General features: G+C 35.5%; 33 protein-coding genes. 28 read left to right on the top strand and 5 right to left on the bottom strand.

The annotated features are described in order from the left end of the window. The first annotated feature begins 28 nt into the window (after positions 1-28). On the top strand, positions 29-1420 hold the full coding sequence (sufB, locus tag IGI76_RS02305; protein ID WP_005232103.1) for a Fe-S cluster assembly protein SufB: 1392 nt from the start codon (positions 29-31) through the stop codon (positions 1418-1420). Positions 1421-1514: 94 nt separating this feature from the next. Here sufB and IGI76_RS02310 read toward each other — a convergent pair whose 3' ends face one another. Both IGI76_RS02310 and IGI76_RS02315 read right to left on the bottom strand, forming a co-directional pair. Beyond that, the gene (locus IGI76_RS02310; protein WP_087664857.1) at positions 1515-2657 is read right to left on the bottom strand and encodes a site-specific integrase; all 1143 of its coding nucleotides are present in this window, start codon (positions 2655-2657) and stop codon (positions 1515-1517) included. Positions 2658-2773: 116 nt separating this feature from the next. Next, positions 2774-3373 (bottom strand): helix-turn-helix domain-containing protein, encoded by a 600-nt coding sequence (locus tag IGI76_RS02315; protein WP_438780977.1) that lies wholly within the window; start codon positions 3371-3373, stop codon positions 2774-2776. Between the two features lie 225 nt (positions 3374-3598). On the opposite strand from IGI76_RS02315, the gene IGI76_RS02320 reads away from it, so the two are divergent. Both IGI76_RS02320 and IGI76_RS02325 read left to right on the top strand, forming a co-directional pair. Further along, positions 3599-3850, top strand: a complete 252-nt coding sequence (locus IGI76_RS02320; protein ID WP_438792251.1) for a helix-turn-helix domain-containing protein — start codon at positions 3599-3601, stop codon at positions 3848-3850. 79 nt (positions 3851-3929) lie between these two features. Further along, positions 3930-5402 (top strand): TOTE conflict system archaeo-eukaryotic primase domain-containing protein, encoded by a 1473-nt coding sequence (locus IGI76_RS02325; RefSeq protein ID WP_075492170.1) that lies wholly within the window; start codon positions 3930-3932, stop codon positions 5400-5402. Positions 5403-5416: 14 nt separating this feature from the next. Here the strand turns inward: IGI76_RS02325 and IGI76_RS02330 are convergent, their stop codons facing one another. Continuing rightward, complete coding sequence (locus IGI76_RS02330; RefSeq protein WP_270267032.1) at positions 5417-5740, bottom strand: helix-turn-helix domain-containing protein; 324 nt, start codon at positions 5738-5740, stop codon at positions 5417-5419. A 134-nt stretch (positions 5741-5874) separates the two neighbouring features. On the opposite strand from IGI76_RS02330, the gene IGI76_RS02335 reads away from it, so the two are divergent. The 5 genes from IGI76_RS02335 (at position 5875) to IGI76_RS02355 (ending at position 9859) form a co-directional block, all read left to right on the top strand. After that, positions 5875-6108, top strand: a complete 234-nt coding sequence (locus tag IGI76_RS02335; protein ID WP_438780980.1) for a helix-turn-helix transcriptional regulator — start codon at positions 5875-5877, stop codon at positions 6106-6108. Beyond that, the gene (locus IGI76_RS02340) at positions 6098-6460 is read left to right on the top strand and encodes a zinc-ribbon domain-containing protein (protein ID WP_087664859.1); all 363 of its coding nucleotides are present in this window, start codon (positions 6098-6100) and stop codon (positions 6458-6460) included. Before IGI76_RS02335 ends, IGI76_RS02340 begins: the two co-directional genes overlap by 11 nt. A gap of 12 nt (positions 6461-6472) precedes the next feature. Then, entirely contained in the window at positions 6473-6973 is a 501-nt protein-coding gene (locus IGI76_RS02345) for a hypothetical protein (RefSeq protein WP_421758070.1), read from the top strand. A 4-nt stretch (positions 6974-6977) separates the two neighbouring features. Beyond that, entirely contained in the window at positions 6978-7925 is a 948-nt protein-coding gene (locus IGI76_RS02350; RefSeq protein WP_438780981.1) for a DUF4767 domain-containing protein, read from the top strand. A 761-nt stretch (positions 7926-8686) separates the two neighbouring features. Next, the gene (locus IGI76_RS02355) at positions 8687-9859 is read left to right on the top strand and encodes a hypothetical protein (protein ID WP_421758072.1); all 1173 of its coding nucleotides are present in this window, start codon (positions 8687-8689) and stop codon (positions 9857-9859) included. Between the two features lie 305 nt (positions 9860-10164). Here the strand turns inward: IGI76_RS02355 and IGI76_RS02360 are convergent, their stop codons facing one another. Continuing rightward, complete coding sequence (locus tag IGI76_RS02360) at positions 10165-11316, bottom strand: tyrosine-type recombinase/integrase (RefSeq protein WP_071856513.1); 1152 nt, start codon at positions 11314-11316, stop codon at positions 10165-10167. A gap of 45 nt (positions 11317-11361) precedes the next feature. Then, the gene (locus IGI76_RS02365) at positions 11362-12084 is read right to left on the bottom strand and encodes a helix-turn-helix domain-containing protein (RefSeq protein ID WP_148366200.1); all 723 of its coding nucleotides are present in this window, start codon (positions 12082-12084) and stop codon (positions 11362-11364) included. Positions 12085-12263: 179 nt separating this feature from the next. Here IGI76_RS02365 and IGI76_RS02370 point away from each other — a divergent pair, with 179 nt between their 5' ends. The 20 genes from IGI76_RS02370 (at position 12264) to IGI76_RS02465 (ending at position 23848) form a co-directional block, all read left to right on the top strand. Next, positions 12264-12536: a helix-turn-helix domain-containing protein gene (locus tag IGI76_RS02370; protein WP_148366202.1), complete on the top strand. Its 273-nt coding sequence runs from the start codon at positions 12264-12266 to the stop codon at positions 12534-12536. A gap of 75 nt (positions 12537-12611) precedes the next feature. Continuing rightward, a complete protein-coding gene (locus tag IGI76_RS02375; protein WP_333718927.1) occupies positions 12612-12857 on the top strand; it encodes a hypothetical protein in 246 nt (81 codons plus the stop codon). A 138-nt stretch (positions 12858-12995) separates the two neighbouring features. Continuing rightward, positions 12996-13235, top strand: coding sequence for a hypothetical protein (locus IGI76_RS02380; RefSeq protein WP_142971715.1), 240 nt, complete (start codon positions 12996-12998; stop codon positions 13233-13235). Then, positions 13228-13455: a hypothetical protein gene (locus tag IGI76_RS02385; protein ID WP_029487058.1), complete on the top strand. Its 228-nt coding sequence runs from the start codon at positions 13228-13230 to the stop codon at positions 13453-13455. The genes IGI76_RS02380 and IGI76_RS02385 overlap by 8 nt, the downstream gene beginning before the upstream one ends. Positions 13456-13466: 11 nt before the next feature. Then, complete coding sequence (locus tag IGI76_RS02390) at positions 13467-13655, top strand: hypothetical protein (protein ID WP_029487057.1); 189 nt, start codon at positions 13467-13469, stop codon at positions 13653-13655. Positions 13656-13670: 15 nt separating this feature from the next. Next, positions 13671-14576 carry a primase alpha helix C-terminal domain-containing protein gene (locus tag IGI76_RS02395; RefSeq protein ID WP_270287047.1) on the top strand — a complete coding sequence of 302 codons (906 nt, stop codon included), beginning with the start codon at positions 13671-13673 and terminating at the stop codon, positions 14574-14576. Then, positions 14573-15970, top strand: coding sequence for a DNA primase family protein (locus IGI76_RS02400; protein WP_438780985.1), 1398 nt, complete (start codon positions 14573-14575; stop codon positions 15968-15970). Before IGI76_RS02395 ends, IGI76_RS02400 begins: the two co-directional genes overlap by 4 nt. A gap of 233 nt (positions 15971-16203) precedes the next feature. Further along, positions 16204-16548 carry a hypothetical protein gene (locus tag IGI76_RS02405; RefSeq protein WP_249686454.1) on the top strand — a complete coding sequence of 115 codons (345 nt, stop codon included), beginning with the start codon at positions 16204-16206 and terminating at the stop codon, positions 16546-16548. Between the two features lie 21 nt (positions 16549-16569). After that, a complete protein-coding gene (locus IGI76_RS02410; protein WP_071856505.1) occupies positions 16570-16899 on the top strand; it encodes a hypothetical protein in 330 nt (109 codons plus the stop codon). Positions 16900-16911: 12 nt separating this feature from the next. Then, complete coding sequence (locus tag IGI76_RS02415) at positions 16912-17052, top strand: hypothetical protein (protein WP_169818172.1); 141 nt, start codon at positions 16912-16914, stop codon at positions 17050-17052. Positions 17053-17342: 290 nt separating this feature from the next. After that, on the top strand, positions 17343-17801 hold the full coding sequence (locus IGI76_RS02420) for a hypothetical protein (protein WP_333718931.1): 459 nt from the start codon (positions 17343-17345) through the stop codon (positions 17799-17801). Then, a complete protein-coding gene (locus IGI76_RS02425; RefSeq protein WP_333718932.1) occupies positions 17801-18400 on the top strand; it encodes a hypothetical protein in 600 nt (199 codons plus the stop codon). The genes IGI76_RS02420 and IGI76_RS02425 overlap by 1 nt, the downstream gene beginning before the upstream one ends. A gap of 22 nt (positions 18401-18422) precedes the next feature. Continuing rightward, positions 18423-18695, top strand: a complete 273-nt coding sequence (locus IGI76_RS02430; protein WP_333718933.1) for a hypothetical protein — start codon at positions 18423-18425, stop codon at positions 18693-18695. Further along, positions 18679-18963 (top strand): hypothetical protein, encoded by a 285-nt coding sequence (locus IGI76_RS02435; RefSeq protein ID WP_333718934.1) that lies wholly within the window; start codon positions 18679-18681, stop codon positions 18961-18963. Before IGI76_RS02430 ends, IGI76_RS02435 begins: the two co-directional genes overlap by 17 nt. Further along, entirely contained in the window at positions 18960-19589 is a 630-nt protein-coding gene (locus IGI76_RS02440; protein ID WP_333718935.1) for a hypothetical protein, read from the top strand. Before IGI76_RS02435 ends, IGI76_RS02440 begins: the two co-directional genes overlap by 4 nt. Before the next feature lie 126 nt (positions 19590-19715). Next, positions 19716-20081, top strand: a complete 366-nt coding sequence (locus IGI76_RS02445; RefSeq protein ID WP_010749671.1) for a hypothetical protein — start codon at positions 19716-19718, stop codon at positions 20079-20081. A gap of 13 nt (positions 20082-20094) precedes the next feature. Next, positions 20095-20454: a hypothetical protein gene (locus IGI76_RS02450; RefSeq protein WP_010749670.1), complete on the top strand. Its 360-nt coding sequence runs from the start codon at positions 20095-20097 to the stop codon at positions 20452-20454. A 9-nt stretch (positions 20455-20463) separates the two neighbouring features. Next, positions 20464-22767 carry a phage tail tape measure protein gene (locus IGI76_RS02455; protein ID WP_333718936.1) on the top strand — a complete coding sequence of 768 codons (2304 nt, stop codon included), beginning with the start codon at positions 20464-20466 and terminating at the stop codon, positions 22765-22767. 75 nt (positions 22768-22842) lie between these two features. Beyond that, positions 22843-23091 carry a hypothetical protein gene (locus IGI76_RS02460; protein ID WP_005470246.1) on the top strand — a complete coding sequence of 83 codons (249 nt, stop codon included), beginning with the start codon at positions 22843-22845 and terminating at the stop codon, positions 23089-23091. Between the two features lie 184 nt (positions 23092-23275). After that, positions 23276-23848: a hypothetical protein gene (locus IGI76_RS02465; protein ID WP_438780989.1), complete on the top strand. Its 573-nt coding sequence runs from the start codon at positions 23276-23278 to the stop codon at positions 23846-23848. The last annotated feature ends 15 nt before the right edge of the window (positions 23849-23863 follow it).

Genomic DNA, 23863 nt, shown 5'->3' on the forward strand with positions numbered 1-23863 from the left:
CAACCGCACTACAAAAGGAGTGAGAACCATGGGTGTACCCGAATTAGAAGAATATAAATTTGGCTTCCACGATGACGTGCAGCCTGTTTTTAGTACCGGCGAAGGATTGACCGAAGACATCGTCCGTGAAATCTCACGGGTCAAGCAAGAGCCAGAATGGATGCTTGAGTTCCGCTTGAAGTCTCTTGAAGCCTTCAACAAGATGCCCATGCAAAACTGGGGCCCAGACCTGTCTGACATCGATTTTGATGCCATCAAATATTACCAAAAACCAAGTGATCGTCCTGCCCGTGATTGGGATGACGTACCAGAAAAAATCAAAGAGACCTTTGAGCGCATTGGTATTCCAGAAGCCGAGCGGGCATACCTGGCCGGCGCTTCTGCCCAATACGAATCAGAAGTCGTTTACCACAACATGAAAGAAGAGTTTGAAAAACTTGGCATCGTCTTTACCGATACCGATTCAGCCTTGAAGGAATACCCTGAGCTGTTCAAACAATACTTTTCAAAATTAGTCCCACCAACCGATAACAAGCTTGCTGCTTTAAACTCAGCCGTTTGGTCAGGTGGTACCTTTATCTATGTACCAAAAGGCGTTCGTGTCGATGTGCCATTACAAACCTATTTCCGAATCAATGCCGAAAATACCGGTCAGTTCGAACGCACATTGATCATCGTTGACGAAGGCGCCAGCGTCCATTACGTCGAAGGTTGTACCGCCCCAACCTATTCAAGCAATAGTTTGCACGCAGCCATCGTTGAAATTTTTACCCTAAAAGACGCTTACTGCCGCTACACCACCATTCAAAACTGGTCAGACAACGTCTACAACCTAGTAACCAAACGGGCAAAAGCCTTAGAAGGTGCTACCGTTGAATGGATCGATGGCAACTTAGGTGCAAAAACAACCATGAAATACCCAAGTGTGTATCTTGATGGCAAAGGCGCACGGGGCACGATGCTTTCCATTGCCTTTGCAGGTGCCAACCAAATCCAAGATACTGGTGCAAAAATGATCCATAACGCACCAAACACCTCCAGCTCCATCGTCTCAAAATCAATTTCTAAAGACGGCGGTGCAGTAAACTACCGTGGACAAGTCACCTTCGGCAAGAAGAGCGCAGGCTCTATCTCCCATATCGAGTGTGACACTATCATCATGGATGACCTATCGAAATCCGATACCATCCCATTCAATGAGATCCACAACAGCCAGGTGTCCCTAGAACACGAAGCCAAAGTCTCCAAAATCTCAGAAGAACAACTGTACTACCTAATGAGCCGCGGCCTCTCCGAAAGCGAAGCAACCGAAATGATCGTCATGGGATTCGTCGAACCATTCACCAAAGAATTACCGATGGAATACGCAGTCGAATTGAACCGGTTGATTAGTTATGAGATGGAAGGCAGTGTAGGTTAAACCTGTTATAGGAGCTAGAACCCTTGATATATAAGGATTCTAGCTTTTTTAGTTTACCTTGATAACAGAAACGACCAGCTTTTGACCAGCTTTTTTACTGATGTGCCATCATATCAGCAAACTCTTGACCAGTTTTCTTAGGTGCGTTGTTTGTAATGTGTGCATAGATGTCTAACGTCACTTTACTATTTTCATGCCCTAATCGTTGTTGAACTACCTTAACAGATTCTCCAGCTTCTAATAGCAAACTAGCATGGGTATGTCTGAACCCATGAGGCGTAATACGAGGTAAGTTATACTTTTTCAAAATATATCTTAACCAATCATTCACAGTGTTTGGAATGTATAGCGTGTTTTTAAGTGTTGTAAAAACATATTGCTCTTCTGAGCTCGTATTATAGCCTAGTTTAAGATATTCAGTTCTTTGTTGCATCTTCCAGTCATTTAAGATTGCTAAAGTCCCTTTATCAAGAGAAATCGTTCTTCTTGAGGCTTTGGTTTTAGGCGTTTGGATTATGATATTCTTATGTTCATCAATCGCAACTGTTTTGTTAACATGCAGTTCCTTATTAAACATATCAATATCTTTCCACTGTAATGCAAGAACTTCGCTTTTTCTCATCCCAGTATATGCTAGTAATCTGAAGAAAGCATATTGCTTAGTGTTTCCAAAGTCCTTGAATGCATTTAGCAAGGTATTCAATTCATCCTTAGTATAGAACTTTCGTTTTTCCTCATACTCTTTATGCTTAGGACGCATTGTTTTTCTCATAGGGTTACTATCAATATATTCCATAGAAACGCCATAGGCTAAAATTTGTCCAGTCTGTTTTCGAATAGAATCCCACATCTTATATTTTGCATGCCATTTGCTTAAGACTTTCTGGCAGTATGGGACAGAAATATCCGTTAACTTCAACTTACCAAACTCAGGTAGTATTTGATTTTTAGCAAACCTAACAGATATAGCTACTGTCGAAGGTTTAACACTTGATCGTTGATGGGTTATCCATTCTTCATACAAGTCCTCGAAAGTCATATCAGAAGCTTTCTTCTTGACCCCGTACTTTATCTCGTATGCTAGTTCATCAAGTGATTTTTTTGCATCTTGCCTAGTTTTAAAGCCTCTACGTGTGGTATTTACTTTTTCTCCAGTTCGTGGATCAGTGGCTACATGTCCTTTGAACATCCATGCTACTTGACCGTTATTCTTTTTGTACTTTGATATTTTTGCCATTTTCTTTCCTCCTAGATATCGGTCAATAGATATAGTCTATTGGGAGCAATAGTAGGAGTAAATCTAAATTTTAGTTTCTGTTTATTTTAAGATGTTACGCTTAGTATCGCTCCATCTTATACACCTCCATTATTCTGATTTGTAATTGCTTCTAAATATTGATTAAGACCTAATAGCTGTCCATCAGTTAGTAACGTATTTTTAAAAAGTACTTTGTTTTCCTTTTTGACACCTTTATTAATTATTTTTGAAAGACTGATATTATTGATAGAAGTTACTGGCTCTATTTTAGTATTAGAGGGTGTCTTATTATCTTGGTATTGCTTTGTACGCAACTCTATTGCATCTAAAAATTCTCCAAGATGATTATGAAAATTAGTTTTATCAAAAGTAATATATACATCTCTGAAAGCATAAGCTTCGGGAATGCCAATGGCTTCTATTTGTTCATTTGATATTATTTCTTGGGAATTATTACCTGTTGGTATAGTATATTTATCTAGTAATTCATTTAAAACAGATAAATTAATTAGTGTTCTTAATGTTACGCCTAAACTATTTGCAATCTTTATGAGAGTGCTTAATGAAGGAGTACGTTTATTGGTTTCTAAACTACCTATATATGAGCGGTCGACTCCGATTGCTTCTGCTAGGTCTGCTTGGGTATACTTTATTTTACCCTTTCTTAGGTATTTTATTGCAAATCCAAATTCCATGTTATCAGCCCCTTCTTCTCTATAATCATATAATATCATAAATTCTACTTTGAGTCAACAAATATTTTTTTATGTATACTTTGTGTTTACAAAAATGCGAATTTGTGGTATACTATATTTAGAAACAATTTAAAGAAGCTTACAGCACAGACTTTCAATGCTTCTTGTCTAATTAAAGGTTTTTTACTTTATTTTGATGAGAGGGGGGAGTCTGTGTTTTTTTCTGTGGAAGGATTTGAAGAAACCATAGCAAACGTGATTGCTAAAGAGTTTGAACAACAAATATGGAAATTAAGTATTGAGAATAATCAAACAGGATGGTTAAGCCTAAAACAGGCATGCGAATATGTTGCTGTTTCTAGAGGGACACTTGAAAAATGGATAAGTGAATATGGTTTGAGTGTCAGCATAATAGAAGGTACCAAAAGAATAAAAAAATCAGATCTAGATGAATTTATGCTTAGTAAACAGTGTTGATTATGTCTTACAAATATCTTTATTTATTACTAGTAAGAGAAATTAAAACAAAACTATTAAAAATTATAGGGGGATAAGTATGAAAACTAAATATACAAAGCAGGTAGAAGATAAAGTAGTAAAGCAAATGGATAGACTTTTAATTAGTTATAGAAAGGAATATCTTTTCCAAGTGAGAAAAGGAGAAAATGTTGAATTTCTGACAACTATTGACAACAAGGTTCAGTTAAACGAGTGGAAAGTTAGAAAGCATTTAAATGGAGAATACACATTAGGAATAAAATTAGGTTCTGGTGGCTTGACTAAATTCTTGTGTTTTGATGTCGATATTATAGATGAGGATGACAGAAGATGGACAACTATAGAATTGATAGAAATGCTTCATTCTTATTATGGTATTCCTATGAGAGACATTCATGTTTGGTATTCAGGATTAAAGGGGTATCATGTTGATCTTTATTTTGATGGATTTATTCGAGAACAGGAGCTTGAAAACTTCTATTATGAAGTCCTTTCCCAGATGGGAGAAACAATTCATCGCATTGAAAGAAGACCTACTACAGGACTTGGCGTCAAATTACCTTTGGGTATTCATTTGAAAACAGAAGAATTTTGTTACTATGTTGACAATCGGACGCTGGAACCATTGCCTATAGATTATTTTTTGTCTATAGAACCCCAGTCTTTGAATGAGTTCAAAGAAAATGTCCTGAGCGATTGTTCAACTATGACTAGAAATCGATTAACAACTAACAAGAAAAAGAACGTACATCGTAAAAATATCAGTATGAAGAAGCATAATAACCAAAGTGTTTATACTTACGTAAAAAAAATTCTTGAAGATGGATACTTGTCAGAACCAAGTAGTAGGAACTATTTTACGTTCCACGCATCTCGCATCCTAAAGCATCAGGGAAATGACAAAGAGGCTACGTACCAAGTGGTCTTCAATGTAATCCAAAATACGTTTGAAAACTCTGAGACAAGAAAATTCTTAGATCAAAGATGGAACTTGCGAGAATTGAAAGATGAAACACAGCGTGTAATTGAGACAGTTTATGATGGGGATTATTCGTTTACCATGAAGTCTAGTAATGTTACTTTTTACAGACAAGAGTTAGATGTTATCTTATCTATCCAAAGAAAAAATCTAAGATATCTTCTTTTTAGTTTACTGTGTCATTCAAAAAAATATAGTGGCAGTGATGGAGTATTTTATTGTACTCACGCAACTTTAGCTGACATGGGCAATGATAGCAATACTGGAAGAAGTGCTAAGAACATCAGATCACTAGAGAAAATGGGCTTTGTTAAAGTGATATCTTCCAGAGTATTTAAGGGAGGAAATTGGCTTCCTAACTACTATAAGATAACTTTAGGAGAACTGGGTATTGTTGAGGGTAAGGGGATTACGTACAATTCTGATGAGCCTCTTAATCTAGTGAAGGTAATGAATGACCTATATAGTAAAGAAGAGTTAACTAAAATTGAAACTACTGGTGATAGGTTTATTTACCAGTTTAATATAGAGAACAAAAAACACCCTTCCTAATCGGATGGGTGTTTCTATTTGAACTCATTGCGTTCCATTTCTTGCCTCTTTAATAACCTCATATATTCTAAGGTTTTAACCTTATCTTCGGATGATAAGGAGCGATACAAAGCGTTGAAATCGTCATCTGCTATCTCTGTTTGCCTGTCAATAAAATGGCTTAGAGGGACTCCCAGAGCCTCTGAGAGTGCTTGTAAATTTTCAGTTCTAGGTTCAGTAACTTCGTTTTCCCAACGAGCAATAGCCTGCTGAGAGGCATGGATTTTCTGAGCAAGTTGTTTTTGAGTCCAACCTAATTTTTTTCTGTTTTCTCGTATAGTTTTAGCATATTGCTTCATTTAGTCTATCCCTCCGATACTTATACTATACAACGAACTGTTGTTTATTCCTGTTGAAAATGATGTTTAATCACATATAATTGTTGAAATACTACAAAATGATGTATATAATGTTTGTGAGGAGGAAGAAGATTATGAGAGAGAAAAGAAGACTTAGTTTGTACAGAGAAGCAAAAGGGTATTCTCAAATTGAAATAGCTGAGAAAATGTGTGTCACTCAGCAGTCAATTAGCTCATGGGAAACTGGTAGGACAGTACCTAAACCTTACCAAATGAAACTATTATCGCAAGTGTTAGAAGTTGATATGGATGAGCTCTTTTATGATATTTTTAATATAAATAGGGAGGAAAAAACAAATGTATTGTAGAAATTGTGGAAGTCAAATGGAGGAATCAGCAAAGTTTTGCCCATCTTGTGGCGCATCTCAGGAAAATAAGGAGTTATACACAGAACAAATAAGCCCTAAGATAGAAAAATCGCTCAGTGAAGTTAAAATCCAGATTAGTAAGGGAAAGCAAAGTGGAAATCTGTATAAGATTGCTGGGTGGATTTCAGTTGCCATCTCACTCCTATTTATTCCTGTATTATTTGGTGCTATTGGAGTTATTATGGGGTATTTGTATAGAGAGCATGATGAAAAGCATGGAACTATTTTAATGATTGCAGGTGTAGCAGGTGGTATTCTAGGAACGCTTCTGGGCTTATCATCTGGATATTGAGGAGGTTTAAAGATGACAAAAATATTAGGTGGGATAGGTCTTATTTTTTTCGCAATTGCAATAAGAAAGCTTCTCAAAACGCACCATCACCCAAAGGATAGAAGAAAAATACTGATAGTGGGGGGCTTGCTATTATTAGGTTGTTTTTCAATGTTATTTAGTTCGGAGGGGCTATCAGAAAAAGAATACGTACAAGAAGTTGTGAATATAGTAGTTGATAGTGACGTGAAAATCAAGCAGACAGATGTCTATTCTGATGAAGATATGCAGGATACAGCAGACTATTTAGGTAAACAAATGAAAAAATTGAAAAACATCAGACCTACAAGTACTTTACCTAAAGAGATTAAGGATTCTCATGAAACTCTTTATGAGGGCATAGATAAAATAAGAACAGGGATATTGGAGCAAGATATCGAAAAAATTCAAGCAGGGCAAACGATTGTTTCTATGTCAACTGTGCTTTACAATGATTATATAGAAAAAAATCCAGATAAGTTTGATAGGGAGTAACAAAATGAAAAAAGCATTGGTGTTATTAGCACTACTACCCACTATTTTGATGGCGTCCTGTCAAAATAAAGAAGAACAGCCTACCTCATCTACCTATAGTGAAACTACTGACAGACTTAGTTCTGTAAAAGAGAGCTCTGTCAGTAATTCTTCAACAGAAGATAAGATAGTTAACGAAATGTTATGGAATGATGACAAAGATAAAAAGCTTAATGACTTTATGGATACTTGGGGACAAACAATGAATCAGACGTATAAACAATACAGTCCTAATAATAATGTTGATTTATACGGCTTACAACTCCCTGACTCGGTTCTTAATAACAATAAGTGGCAGGCGGTTATTGGGAACACGCCAATAGTTTTAAACTGGTCAGAAAGTGGTGAGGAAGAATCAGGTTACTCTTTAGTAGCTGTTTATTCGGATGCAGAGGCACAAGATTATTTATCGAAGCATGTTTATTTCTTTACCATTAATTCAGGAGTACCCAAAGTGTTAATAACTAGTCAGAATCAAGGGAATCCGAATAATTACTTATACTTTAAAGAAACAGAGAATAAAGAGCTTAGAGATGGTTTTAGTAATATTGTGGATAGTAGTGTAACTTTTGATGATGTTAAATCAAATTTTAACAAAGATGAGCAACTCAGCTACTTTATCAGTAACTATGGTCAATTGCCTTATAAAGGTTATCTAACGACCGAAAATGATGGCAACGGTACAAGGATTACTTATTATGTTGATGAGTCTATTCCAAATGATAAGCAAGCTATATCAGAAGCAATTGAACATCTGAAAGCAATTAGTCTATCTGTTCAACAGAAGGTGGGAGAGGGAGTAACAGTAAGCTTAAAAGAGCCACTGGAAACGGAGTACACCCTTACTCTAATTGATGGACAACCAACTCAAGCTAATCATATCTTCGGTAGAATCATACAAGGAATTGAATAGGATAGCTACCCCCGTTGTTATTTGACCATACTAAGGGTACCCTTTAAATGAGCTACAGTGCTCACTTGGAGTACTCTTTTTTTGACTTTTGTAAAAGGTTAATAAATTTTGATACATGAAACGAAATGAAATAAAGCTTTATAAACATTGATATACAAGGGTTTCTATGTTTCATATGTAAATGAAACGAAAAATAGTTTTTGGCTGAAAATCCTTAAAAAGTATTACATAGTTGTGGAAGTTATTGCAGATGAAACAGACCTACAAGTATTACAGAAGCACCGAATACTATATATAGACGATGAAATGAAAGTACATGCTGTATATAGTTAAGAACTAATGTTCTTATTTTCTGTCGGGTGTATTACTAACTCAGAATGCATTTTCAAGTGCTATATTTGACATTTAAGAGCTTTCATTGTGGATGAGGTGTTATTTGGTGTTAAGTCAATTAAAAGGCTTAAAAGGTGTGATTAGAGGGTTTTAAATACGCGTGATATTGACAGCGGTTTCTCATGGTGGTATCATTTAAAATGAAGGAAAAGAAAAAGCCAGCAGACGGGCATCTACTGGTTTGAGGATGGGTAATGATAAAAATTATTTTTTATTTCCAAACAATTAAAAATTTAACTTATGAAATTGTATCAAAAAAGAAAAAATATGTAAATAATTATTTTTGAATGATACTAAAATAATTGGAGTGATTAATGATTTAGTAACTAAGCCTCCTCTTTTTCTTACAAAAATATGGAGATGACTATATGATCAACTATTTAACAACGAGAAAGTTTAATTCATTTCAAGATGAAATGACCCTCGCAACAAAGTCAGAAGTAATGAGATTGTTGGATGCTGAAGAAATTTCATTATCTATAAAAGACACAATGGCTTACATAACTGAGGATGAATGTAATGTAAAGGGTTCAAAGAAGGTTATTGACATTTTTACCGAGATAAAAAATAAAAAAAGTGATATGTTAATTCCTGTTGAAGACATTGTTTTACAAGGCTTTGATGACAAGAATTTAATTCTATCTTTTAAAGATAAGGAAAGTGAAGAGATTGTTTTTACAGCAACAGGAATTTATTCATTCACTAATGATTTTTTAGACCAACTGTTTAGTTTGGATAAATTTGCAAGCTATTGTTTTAAAAATAACGAAAAGGATTTAATAAGGGAAACAATTGAGTACCTTTTAGAAAATACATCAAATAAAATAAAACAATATAGATTTATAGATGGCAGTGGAGTTCATAAAGATAAGCTTTTTTTAAGAGCAGTAACTTCTAAATCTTACAAAAATTATGACAACAATGAGGTATTATATTTAGCTTTAAATGCAATGCACAGATATTCAAAAAAAACAGCAAATAAGGTTTATATTGAGAATGCGATAATAACTGATTCTAGCTTAGATATGACTATGAAGGTGGAAAATCGAATACCAATTGGTAAAGATTATTCAGTGGAAATTGGAGTGAATGTATCAAATAGTGAGATAAAAGAAGGGGCAGTTCTCTTTGAGTTTATTTATACTATATTTGATAAGAATGGTAATAGTTCTACAGCGATAGGTGATAGTGTTGTTAAAATTCAACATAATAATGTTTCAAAAACAGTTAAGGAACGGTTAGCCCATCTTAATGAGCTGGATAAACATTCAGAAAATGTTTTAGAAGGAATAAATGCAACCAAATTAGCTAAAAAGTTAAATGAAGATGAGTTGTATGTGATTTTTGAAAAATTTTCTAAGTCAAAAACCTTAAGTGCTGGAGCTAAAACAAAACTGTCAAATTTACAAAGAGATGAAATTGTAAATAACACTTTAACTATAATAGAACTATTTGGAAAATTAGAACAGTTAGAAACTACAATAGATGATAGAATTTTCATTCAAAAAAAATTAGGTGAATTTCTGCATAAGGGGTTTTAATAAGAAAACGAGTTAATCAAGTGAATTAACTCGTTTTTTAATGCTCCCAATAACATATCTAAATTGACCAGATTTTGACCCTCCTAATTTGACAATCAATGATAATTATTGACTCATTGAACTACTGTGAATCAACTTAATTGTTTAGTTTGACACTCAATGACACTGGTTAAGAAGTCGATTCCAATATGGAAGGCAGTGTAGGTTAAAACCTAACTATAGGCTAAGAACGTTGATATTATAGCGTTCTTGGCTTTTTATTTGCCTTCAATCTCATAAATACTATCCGAAAAACTATCTATTTGTCAGAAACCTAAATAGTTTGCTAACTTCTGACTGGTGTTTTCTGCTTGTTGTGGTGTAACGTGGCTATAAATGTTCATGGTTGTTTTTACGTCTTTATGACCTAAGCGCTTCTGAACCTCATTAATCGTTGCGCCAGCTTCAAACATAAGCGAACAAGCAGTATGTCGAAAACCATGAGGACTTATTCTTTTTAGAGTTAAGCCTTCTTTTTCTGCTTTGTCATAAATCCAATCAAGCCAATCGTTTACTACTTGCGGATAATATAAATCATTACTCATATTACTAAACATGAGCTGCTTTGCCTTTGAAGTATTAAACCCAAGTTTGAAATAATCTTCTTTTTGAATACTGAACCATTTTTGTAAAATTCGTATCGTTTCATCATCTAAGCTGATGGTGCGGTATGAATTTTTTGTTTTTGGTGTCTGTAAAACAACTTGATCGTATTCATCAATGGCTATCGTTTTACCTATTGTTAGTGTCTTGTTGAATATGTTCAAGTCTTTAATATAAAGCCCCAACGCTTCTGATTTACGCATGCCAGTAATAGCAAGTAAACGGAAGAAGGCATAGTATTTATAGTTGTCAAGTGTTTTAACGAATGTCATAAACTCGTGTAATTCATCTTTACTATAAAAGTTAGGTTTCTTTTCCTCTTCCTTTTTGCGTGGTAGAATCGTCTTTTTCATAGGGTTACTTTCCATTAATTCCATAGATACGCCATAATTCATGACCTGAGCAGTAGCACGTCTTATATAGTGGTATTGCTTGTATTTGTCGTGCCATTCGTTCACACATTTTTGACAAAAAGAAACGGTTATTTGGTCTAGTTTTAACTTGCCGAATTTTGGCAATACATGACCTTCAATAAACCGTCTATTGGTGGCTACTGTAGAAGATTTAACACTTTTGCGGTGTTGTTCCAACCAATCGTCATACAGCTCTTGGAATGTGATTGTACGCTTCTTTTTAGAACCTTTTAGAATGCTTGCTTTCAATTTATCAAACTCAAGACTTGCTTCTGCCTTGGTGTCAAAACCCTTACGAGTGGTGACAATCTTTTTTTCTGTAATAGGATCAGTAGCAACATATCCACTGAATAACCATTTTCTTTTATTGTTTTTATCTTTATATTGTTCAAATTTTGCCAATATTATTCCCTCCTGGTACTGCTGGGGGCAAGTGGTGGAGGTTAGTTAGTCGGCTAATCTATTTATAGTGTTTAGAAACAAAGCTTTATCTTCTTCGTCTAATGTCTTTCCATTAATCACGATTGTTTCGCCGTCAAAAAGTTCTTCTCGGGTATCAATATGAATAGTTTTTTCGGTGACTTTGTTGTAATAATATTCTTGGCGTAAAGAAGATAAGTAAAAGTATTTATCGTCACTTGATAGTTTGGAAATATCACTTTTAATCGAGAATAATTCGCACAAACGATAATGTATCAAAAGCTGCTCTAGTACGTCGCCCGAAAGTCTGTAAGATAACGATTTAATTTCCCTGTCTGTGTAATTATTAACTAAATTGTAGATCTCAAAATCTTCGAGAACTTTCCCATTTTTGAAAACTTCTGGAATTGTGTCGCTTGATATGCTGTTCACAGAGATAATATATTTTAATAGTTTTGATGGGCTTTTAAATCTGCTAAAATCAATTACTTCTTTCTTTCCGCCATAAAGGTAATCAATCTTTTCTCCTGTTAGAAGGTAATAAGTAGAAACGTTGCCTATTTCAGCTATTTTTTTTAGTCTGTCATTGTTTGGAACGCTTATTCCTCTTTCCCATCTAGAAATTATACTTTGAGCGACAGGTTCATCTGGAGAAAGCATTTCACCAAACTCAACCATAGTCTTATTTAGAGTTATCCTGATGTTTCTAATTCTAGTACCTATTTTTTCTTTTTCTTCTGGATTAAACACTCTTTTTTTCAGTTTTTCCCCCTCCTTTGTTTGCAGTATATCATATCCAGCGAAAAAAATATACGTGAATATACTTGATTTTTTTGGGTAATAGTTTAATATACAAACATAGACGTGAATATACGTTTAATTTTTTATTTTAGTAATACGCAAATATACGTATGAAAGGAGGCCGAAAGATGAAGTTAGAAGTAGATTTGACTCCCGTATTCGAAGAGCGTTTTGAAGAAGTTGCTAATCGCGTAGAGAAGGAAATAAAGCAGCGTGAAGCGGAGAAACGGATTTTCCCAGAATGGATGGACTTAGAAACGACTTGTGATTATTTACAAGTATCACGATCCAATCTATCTAAATTCATTAAAGAGCTAGATTTTCCAGTATCCGTTATCAATCAAACAAAACGTTGTAATCGGAAAAAGGTTGATGAGTGGATGGCGCAATTTGAAATTTAATTAATCGCTGGGGGCAAATTGGAAAGTAAGTTAGTCAAATGGTAGTCTCAATAGGATTTTTAGAGGAGGATAGAAATGCTGAAATTAGTTTGGATACCTAAGAAGTACAAGAATTTTTCTGTACGTGAAATTGTAGAAGAAGCAGAAAGTATTTTGAAAGAGTGTAAAGAAGCCGAAAAAGAGAATGCACAACTTTACGCTGATCTAATTGTTCTTCAAAATCAAATAGCTAATTTAACCGAAGAACAAGCAAGAAAAAATTTAGCGGTCATGATCCCATGGCTAGAAAGTCAGTTTCCAAGTTTAAAAGAAGTGGAGTAAAAAAACTATGGATGGAGAAAAGAAAAAAGCCTTTGCTGTAAAGATTCTTGACGGAATCAGCAAAAGGCAAACAAGTAGGTAATATACCTATATTCTTTTCTCTAGTATATCACAATTAGAGAATGGAGCGCACTAAATATGGAAAATATTTTAGGAATTGAAAATTTAGTTACTGATGCATTTAATGTTGACTTTGCTTTGAAGGGGTTTAAAGCTTTTTTTGACAATCAAATGTCGATGCAAGGAACTATTACTACAGAAGATTTAAACATGGCAAATGCATTGCTAGTATCTATTTTGGAGTTATCAGGAAGACATGCATCTGATACCGAGGCGTACGCAATCAAATTGGAACAAGGAGGATCTAACCATGAATGAAAAGAAATTGCTATCCAGTTCCAAGAACCTTGCAGCACGAGTAAATGACTTAAAAATCATCGAACGTCTTATAGAGAATATCGAATATTCACGAGTAACTGAAGATACATTTTCTTTAAACAAACAATTGGGAACGGGAGTGCTCGATGAAATAGGTGAAGCTTTAGAAAATATCCGAGGGCAAATACAAGCTGTCTCCGATGAAATTTATCCAGTATAGGAGGGGTATAAATGATGGAAATAACTAATAAATATATTGGGAACATGAATGTAGTTAGATACACGCCTGGAGAGTTTGACTTAGAAATGGGATTCGTTCTTCCTCATATAAAGAAAGTTTTCGTCCAAATTGGTGGAAAGCTTGATGACGATTCTGCACTTCACAAATGGCTTGCTGAAGTAGAACCAAAAAATCAGTAAGCGGAGGTGCTTCGAATGATTTATATAGGAAAAGTGCGGCCATCCATTATGGAACCACCAATTGATAAAAGCATTATTCAATTCTTTTCAGAATATACACCGATTAAAGTCAATGTTTCTGATGATCCTGAAGAACAGAAGAAATTAAAAACGATTGTAATTGATGGGTTCATAGCTGGTGAAATGAAGGCCTTGATACGAAAAAATGAAAATTTAATCAATCGAGATTGCCTAATTTTAGATTTAGATGATGTGACCGTATCTGAAATTGATTTGATAGCTGCCATCAAACAAAAACTAGCCAAGTTTGCTTATGTTCTTTATCCAAGTGTTAGTCATGGGTTAAAAGGCGTACGCTATCGGTTAGTTATTCCACTGGATAAACCAGTGAATGAACAAGAATACAAGCTACTGATTTACTTCTTTTCAAATAAGATACTGGATGGCATTATTCACACTGCGGATCAATCAAACCTCACTTGGTCGCAAATACAGTTACTACCAGTGTTGACACAATATACTAAGCAAGAACAAATTATTGTCCATGGCGGAGAAAAATTATTTCCCATATCTGATGGCTTAGATGCCGCAAAACGTTGGCTGAAAGACTACAAACAAGACACAGGAGGCGTAACTTCAAGAAAATTGTACAAAAACACAAGCCAATTCAAAAAAGGCGGGTCAAGATATAGGAATACAACTACTGAACTTTTCGAAAGCATTGTATGCGGATGTGAAGAAGGAAACCGCAACAATCGCATTGCTCAAATCACAGGAGGTTTGCTAGCAAGAGCGGTAGACGTAAAGGCGGTATTCGAATTAGTTAAAGTCGCCAATCGATACTTTTCAGAACCGCTATCTGAAAAAGAAGTGGAGGAAACATTTTATTCGATAGCAAAGAAGGAGTTGGGAGCCAATTGAGTGAAATTATTGAGTTACAAGAATTACAAAAAAAGAGCATTGGCGAAGAAAAGAAACTGCCTTCTTGGATTTACACAGATGAAAAAGGAAACACTAAAGTAAATGCTTCTAAGTTAGGTTATGAAATTATGAACGAGATTCCAATGATCCGAACAAATGGTTTGCTCTACGGTGCGAGGTTTGATAAAAAAACAGGATCATGGCGAATTGATAGTTTAAGCGATTTTTTAGACGGTTATATCACTGACAAATTGGAATCTTTCAATAAGTGGAGTCAGCAAAAACTAGGCGAAACAAAAAAGTTTATCATGATTAAGATTTTTGACCCGACTATGAAAGAAAATCCCTTTAACAATAGCAAGCCGTATCTGGCCAATTTTAAAAATGGAACTTACAACATTAAAACTGGTGAACTGAAACCGCACGATACTAAAGACTATATTCTCCAAAGTCATGATTATGTTGTAGATCCGAAATCAAATTTGAAGCCAGAGAAGGCAATCGAATGGCTGCGAGATTTGACTGGTGATGAAAAAAGCGCACAGCATTTAATGGAAATCATAGGATACTGTTTCTATCGGAGTTATGCACCTTTTCAAACGATAACGATTTTGCAAGGGAGCGGCGAGAATGGTAAATCCACTTTCTTAGATTTTCTAACAAAAGTCATCGGAAAGGACAATACCAGCAATATGACGCTGCAAGAATTAGGGAACAAACAGAATCGTTTTGCTGGTGCCAACCTATTTCAGAAAGAAGCCAATCTGTTTGCGGATGTTGATTCCGAGTTTCTCAAGTCAACAGGATTACTCAAAGCCCTAACTGGTGGGGATCGTTTATCTGCTGAGTTTAAAGGAAAAGATCACTTTATGTTTGTGAATTTTGCGAAGTTGATATTTTCAGCGAATGAGTTGCCAGCGTTCAATGACTTCACACACGGTTTTGAGAGGCGCTTATATGTAGTTCCTTTTGATTGCGTGATAGACGAAAGCTTTAAAACTAAGCACGACTTAAATGCCATCGAGAAAGAGATTCCACTATTCGCCACCTATTGCATAAGTATGTTTAAAGAAGCGCTAGACCGCAAAGAACTGACTGTATCAGACAAGATGAATCAAGCAAAAGATAAATGGTTGAAAGAATCCAACCATATTATGAGGTTCATTGAAGAAAAATGCAGCATTGATATGGAATCCAGCGAAGGTGATTCTTCTAAAACAATTTACGAAGAATATCAAAAATTCTGTTATCAAGAAAGTTTACATGAATTGTCACAACCTAAGTTTAGCAAGCAACTTGAGAAGATGGGGATTTATAAGAAGCAGACACGAGTTAAAAGTATCAAAGCAAGAAGGTACATTCATTTGTTTTTAAAAAGTGTATGTGAAGAATAAGAGTGTACCCTTGCAAGAAGTTGAATTATTACGGGACAGTGGGGACACCTACTATAAACATTGTTATTACAAGGGTTGGTAATGACTTAAAGAAATATTTTCCTTAAATATAGTTGGGGCAATGCTTGGGGCAAATTCAATGTCCCGACCTATGTCCCAGATAAAAAGTTTTTTAGAATACCAAACTAAAGTATGAAACATTGATATATCAACGCTTTTAGTAGGTGCCCCAGATGTCACAAGTATTTTTAATTTCTATTGAGGGTACACTGTTGTTGCAATCGAGAGTGCAACTGAAGAAGGCAGGAGTGAAAACACTGAAAACCAATAAAAATGAAAGAAAATACCCAATTTTAATCGCTTATGATACAGGATCACAATATGCAGTTTGGTGTCCGTATTGTTCGAAATGGCATTTTCACGGAAAGAAAGATGGAATGAGGGTGGCGCATTGCATTAACCCACACTCACCGTTTAAAAAAACTGGTTATATTATCAAGCTGGCCACAAGAAACGATTTGGATTTCAAAAGTCATAATCTCTATCCAAATGACTATCCAATGTTTGAAGAAAATTAAAAAAATGAGCGGAGGCATGTAATGGAAGAACTTACGATTATTGAACAATCGGTACTTGAATTAATCCCAAGAGGGTTTGAAAGGAAAATCAAAGTACCAGATATATGCTCTATTATTGATCTGGACGAACGAGACGTAAAAGCAGTTATTCAAATGCTGCGAGCCAAAGGAGTGCCTATTGTTTCTGTCAGAGGATACGAAGGTGGCATGTTCATTGCTACTAATGAAGACGAACGGACTATTGGCCTTCAAGCGTTTAGAAACCAATTTAAGAGCATGGAGCAAACAATCACGAATATTGAACAAGCAGATCTAAAAAACTGGCAAGAAACAATAAAAATTGCTAACTAAGGAGATGGAACGATGAACACAGATAAAGTATACATTGACAAACCAACGAAAACGGTAGAACTTACACTACCAGAATATGGGGAAATTATCCTGATTGTAAAAGATGGTCAAGTAGTCAGATATGAGACGAAAACAACAAATAAATTAGAGTGAAAAAGTGTTTTAAAAGCTGATATATCAACGTTTTATAAAGATTTTATCGCTCAAATATGGTATAATAAAGACAACTTAATAATAATATCTGATTAGGAAGAACCAACGGATATGAGACGAAAAAAGCCAGTAATATGGCAGACGTCTCGTGTCCGTTTTTTATTATTAGTTGTCCTTTGAAAACTGTATACTGCGGTTGCTGAAAAAGCCGTCCTAGATGATGACAATCCCAAGCTAGACCAACGATCAAAGCCGCAACATAATAGAATACTGTTTTTTAGGAGGGAAGCATGGATAGTGAATACAATTTAAACCGCTACTTGAACATAGAGGCTTATATCAGAAAGCTGGAACAAGAAAAACGATTAATCAGGCAAGAGCTTTATTGCCAAAGCCTATGCACAGGAATTGCCTATGATGAAATTGCTATCCATGCAAAAGCTCCCAAGATTGATTATTTAGTAGCAGATAACGTCGAAGCGTGTATGCTCATTGACAAGCGGATAGAGCGTTGGAAGTTTAGGCATAAGCATTTTATGTACTTCTTAAATGAATTGCCTATAACTGAACGTGAGAGCCTTTTAAAAGGGGTTGAAAGCCCATCTTTGAAACAGAAAGCACTCGATGAAATATACGAGATAGAAACAGCTATGGCGTTCAGATATGAATGGGAAGTGCCGCAAGAAAGGGTTGAACTAACGGACGATTTATTTTCGAATATTGCACTAATGGCGGAGGTGTTTGGATAGTGGTTTATGATTATGACATTCGCCCAAAATGGATACTCACTCAATGGAAGGCCTTTGTGGTAAATAGAAATCATTTAAAAGAGGGGAATACAGCAGGATATGCTCGTTTGCTATTTACTGCTTTAAAAGAGCTGCCAAAAGAAGATGTTTTAATTCTTTCTGAGAAGTATTACGAAACTGAACAAGGTGCCAACTTTAGTTATATGCATAACGGTTATCGAACTTATATACCTATAACAGATAAAGTATTGGCTGACCGAAGAGGAATATCTGTTCTTGAATATCGAAAAATCAGGAGCAAGTCAGAGGCGAAATTACAGGCTATTATCAATCGGCTGAGAAAAGAGTTTATCGAAATTGATGCTGACGAACTAGAGGAATACATTCTAGGCGTTGGGACTATTTATTTAAAGGATTACAAAATCATTAGCGGCAATCGTGCGGATCCAGATTCTTATATCTTTACGCAAGATAGATCCAAAGCGAAAAGATTCAAACAGGACTCTACACAGGGGAACCAGCTAAAGATGTACCTTCGATTAAAGAAAATGGAACCTCGAGACGAGTATATAAAGTTTATTGATATATGGTTTGACTGATTAAGCAGAAAGGAAAGTGTAAATGACTATTGTAGAGATTATGAAGACACGCAAAATCAAACAGAAACATTTGTGCGAAGTCACAGGTCTAAGTCCTGAACAAGTGGAGAATGCTCTAAATGAGGATCGGGATGGACTGTTATCTGATAAGAAGAAGTTGGTTTTGCTTAAAGGCATTTGTACCGCTGAGTTTAAACGCAAAGCAACGCTCACCTTGGTAGCAAAGAACACAAATGGGTTAGATCCTGATACTCGTAAGAAAGTAGAGGAGTTGGCAAATGAAAACAGAAGATGATTTCTTTAGCTATAGAGAATGGGAGAAATACCTTGAAGAACAACAAATGAAGCAAGAGCTGGAAGGAAATCCAGATGCTATTAAAAAGCTATCGCTGGCTGAATTAAATAAGCTGATCGAGGAAGACAGTACAAATGAAATTGCCATCGAGCGCCGCAGAGATTTGTTGGCTCAATATAAGAAAGAACGAGTAACACAGATCAAAGAACCTAAGAAAACAGTAGTAAGTAAACTCAAAGAAAAAATCAAGGGAGCGAATCAAGAATGACAGTAGAGTACACAGTAACCACACCAGAGGTAAAAGAATTAAAAGAGATCGATATCAATATCAATGAGTTGGAGAAAGAGTTAGATAGTCTGGTTGAAAAGAGAGACAAGAAAGCTTCAGCAAAAGGAAAGTATAGCTTAGAGACATTCAAGGCTAACAAAGAAGCAAATAAGGATATTGAAGATCTTGAGAAGGTGATTGCCGAGGCGTACCAAGAACGTGCAGAGATCACCAATAGTATCTATCTTAATTATATCAATCAGTTGAAAAATGAAACCAACCGGAAAGAAGCAGCGCTATTGTCTGAAGCAAAAGAACTATTTGACAACAAAGGATTCGCTGAAGTAACTGCTTTATTGGGAACAGAAACTACTAGACTGTTACAATTAAATGATCAGTTAATCAAATCGCATAACAGCTCAATGAAACAACTTGTAGATGTATTGGGCATTAAGAACAAAAACATATTGGATAATGTTAAACGAGAATACTACAAAGGAGGATGGGGCTACGCCTCAGTGTTGGGTTCTTATTTCCATGATGTTAAACGATCAGTGAGTAACTACTTAGATGAAATCATTAGACTGAATGGCATGCCAGATAATAAATTTGAAATTAAAAAATAAATTAAATGAGTAACGGTGTGGGATTGATTTATCCCCCCGTTATTTTTATAAAAAATAAATCGGTTAGGAATCGGGGATGGAACTCCGAAAAACACACAGGACCATACACGGGAGGGGGGGCAAACATTGAAAAAGAAAGCAAAAGAAGCACGAATAGCGGCTGAGAAAGAAAGACTAACAACATTGATGGACGGAGTACCCAGTAGTAGCGCTGAAGTAGTCAAAGGTTTGATTGAGCGAGTTTCATTTATGAATGTTACTTTGTCAGAACTCGAAGAAGACATCAATAAAAATGGATCAATTGAACTTTTCAAGAATGGCAGCCAAGAATTTTATAAAGAATCAGCTTCAGTCAAGACATATAACACGATGATCAATAGATATACTGCCGCTGTTAAAGAATTGCTTAGATTGGTAGTCGAGAATGATAAAACAAAAATAGGAAGTCCAGAAGTAGACGAATTTATGAACTTTCTAACAACCAGAGAATGATCGGGGGATGAAAATGGATAGATTAGAATATTTGAGGGATAAGGCAGATAACATTTGGTATCAACACACATTAAAAACAGACTTGGGAAACTCTCTTGATTCAATTTTAAATTACAAAGAATTACTTCGAAAGTTAAAAGCGATCGAGCGAGATTTAAGGCTGATCCAGAAGAAGAACAGTTCTAATCGAGAGTATATTAAAAGCTATTTTTCTTTGCTTTCTAAAAGAATGGAAATTTGTGCGTTCCTAATAAATGAATTTCAAGATAGAGATGAAGTAGATGGTGTGAAATACGATAAATTAATACAAGAAATGAAGAATAGGCAAGACGAATTTCTTGCGATCAGAAGACAGAAAATGCAAAGGAGATGAGAGTAGAATATGGCAGGAAGTGTAAGAGAAACCGATGTTGTCTTGAATTTCAAGACGAATGGAGAAGTCAATTATTCTAAAACAATCAAGGGGATCAATCGTGAAATGAACTTAGCAGTAACTGAATTCAACAATCAGATGTCTGCTATGGATAAAAATGCGACTGCAACTGAGAAGTTGACAGTTACCAAAAAGAAATTAGAAACCCAGTTGACGCTTGCTGAAAAGCGAACTCAACTTTTGCGAGAACAATATGAAAAATCAGTAGAAGAAACTGGTAAGTACTCAGCAGAATCTGAAAAACTTTATAAGAAGATGCTTGAATCCGAAACGGGACAAAATAAATTAAAGGCCGCTTTGGATGAAACGAATGAAGCACTAAAAAAACAAGGCGATGTATCTATTGATACAGCCAAAAAGTTACAAAAAATCGAAGAAGCTGGCGAAAAGGTTTCAAATGTCGGCAAGAAGATGTCAGTAGGGGTAACAGCGCCGATTATGGCTGCTGGGGCTGCTGGTTTAGCTGCATTCTCAGAAGTTGATGAAGCTATGGACACTATTATACAAAAGACAGGCGCAACAGGCGATGTTGCTGATCGTTTGTCTACCTCGTTTGAAAACGTTGGCTCAAATACTCACTTAGAACTACAAACAGTCGGAGAAGCAATTGGTGAAGTCAATACTCAATTTGGATTCATGGACAAAAAACTTGAAGATTCAACAGACTACCTATTGAAATATGCCGATATCAATAATACTGATGTCTCGCAAGCAGCAATTTATGCTAGACAATCAATCGAAGCTTATGAACTATCCTACGATGATTTAAACGATGTATTGGATGTTACTACCAAAACTTCCCAGAACACAGGGCAATCAGTTGATGACCTTATGAAGAAGGCGATTGATGGTGCACCTCAAATCAAACAATTAGGATTGAGTTTCGATGAAGGGGTGACCTTAATTGGTAAATTTGAGCAAGCTGGGGTTGACTCAAGCACAATGTTAAGCAAGATGTCTAAAGCTTCAGTTGTTTACGCCAAAGACAATCTATCGTTACAAGACGGATTAAAGGGAACAATCGATTCAATACTGAATGCAAAAGACGAAACAGAAGCTTTGAGAATTGCTAATGAAGTATTTGGGAAAGGTTCAGATAAAATGGTTGATGCAATCAAACGAGGAACGTTCACCTTGGATGATTTAGCAAAAGTAGCAAAAGAAAGTGGCGGTGCAGTGGCTGATACATTTGCAGAAACGGAAGATCCTATTGACGCTGCTAATCGTGCGATGAATAATGCGAAGTTTGCTTTAGCAGATGTCGGCGAATCCGTCCAAATAAGCTTATTGCCTTTCTTTGAAATGGCGATTGATGCTTTGAAGAGTTTCAAAGGCTGGTGGGATTCTCTGGATCAAGGTACTAAGAACTGGATTATTACACTCGCTGGTATAGCTGCAGTAATCGGACCAGCTTTGGTTGTCATAGGAACGCTTATGAGTTCCGTTACTAAGATTACCACTGGGGTAAAAGATCTGGCCACTGTGTGGAGTGGGCTAGGCAAATTATTCGGATTATCTGGTGGATGGTTTGCCGTAGCTGTAATAGCAATAGCCGCATTAGTCGCTGGGCTAGTTTGGGCTTATAACAATGTTGAATGGTTTAGGAACGGTGTGAATGCATTTTTCCAAGGTGTTTCTGATATAGCGGTAGAAGTATTTAATTTTATGGGCGGATACATTAGCAATATTTTTGGAGGAATCATACAAAATTTCCAAAACTTTTTCGATGCAGGTAAGAGAATTTTCACCGGATTTATAGATTTTATAACTGGAATATTTACAGGTGATTGGGAACGCGCTTGGAACGGTGTTGTAAACATTTTCGGTGGTATCTTTGATGGAATTGCAGCCATGGCAAAAGCACCTTTTAATGGAATGATTGGATTAATCAATGCTTTTCTGGGTGGTCTTAATAGCATTAAAATTCCGAAATGGGTTCCTGGCGTAGGCGGCAAAAGCTTTAGCATTTCCACTTTGCCTTATTTGGCAGATGGCGGTCATGTACTGAATGGGCAAGCGATCGTTGGTGAAGCTGGACCAGAATTGCTTACTAATAAGAACGGTAAGACAACTGTTACTCCGTTATCAGACGAAGAAAAACGCAAAGGCATTGGTGGTAAAGTACAGCCTTCTAAAGTGGAACAACATATCCACATTGGCAATGTCGATGCGAATAACCCAAGCGAATTAAATAAAATGAACCGTAAATTTTACCGTGCAAGCAAACAAGCACTTGAAGGCGTAGGAGGATAAATATAAGGCACCTAGCTTATCGGCTGGGTGTCTTTTTGTGTTATGCTTGGAATATCTTATACTAGGAGGGTGAAAATGAAAGTCATATTAGCAAGAACAATTGAATTGCCGCAAGCTTGGATGGCTAAAGACGAAGCAATAGTTTATTTCGGTTACCGTCTTCATAAGCCGTTGTTTCAGAAACTACTAAAAGAGTTTAAAGAACACAAAGATTACAAAGATGGATACAGATTAGTCACTTCTAATCTGCCAATTATCAATATTCAATTATTTGATAAGTTTCTGATTTGGCGAGAAAAAAATAAATATAAGATTAATAAGTGAGAAGTTATACTCAACCTTCTGTATCAACAATATAACGTATGATTCTACAACCTATAAAGTACCATTATTTGATGTTAATTTTTTTAAATTATTATAAACAAGAGCTTATTAACTTAAAGTTGCTATTGTATTATTGAATCCTTAATGTATATAATAAAGAAAAGAAGCTTAAGGGGAGTTTTAGTTGCTTGTTTATAATGAGTGTCATCACGGGACTTCTTACGAAAACTATTTAAGTATTATCTCATCGAGGAAATTTCAAAATAAATATAGAAGTAATCACTGGCTAGGCCAAGGAACATATTTTTTCGTTGAAGATTTCGATAAAGCAAGCTGGTTTGTAAGAGCGAGTTCAAGTAAAGAATTAATTGGGAAAAAGAAATGTGTTATTACAGCAAGTATTCAAATTGAGAAAAGTTGTCTTCTAAATTTAGATACCGAGAGTGATAGAGCGAGTTTGAATGAATTTAAAAAGCAACTATCAAAAGAAAGAGTAAGAGCCAAAAAAAGAGATAAGGCTGAAGACAATGTTAATTATAAAGATAACGCTGAATTGAGATGTTTTATTATTGATTTGTATATAGGTTATAAGAAAATTCAAGCTGTGAAGTATACTTTTACAGATGATAAAGTTAAATACAAAGATTTAAACGCAAACTTAACAGATTATGATAGGATTCAAAATACAGGAACCCAATTAAATATAGTTGATCAATCTATTATTAATTTTGATGATTTAATAGTACAATGTATATAAGGAAGGAGCGATAAT

The sequence above is a fragment of the Enterococcus sp. DIV2449a genome, assembly GCF_051711225.1.
GTDB lineage: Bacteria > Bacillota > Bacilli > Lactobacillales > Enterococcaceae > Enterococcus_D > Enterococcus_D casseliflavus.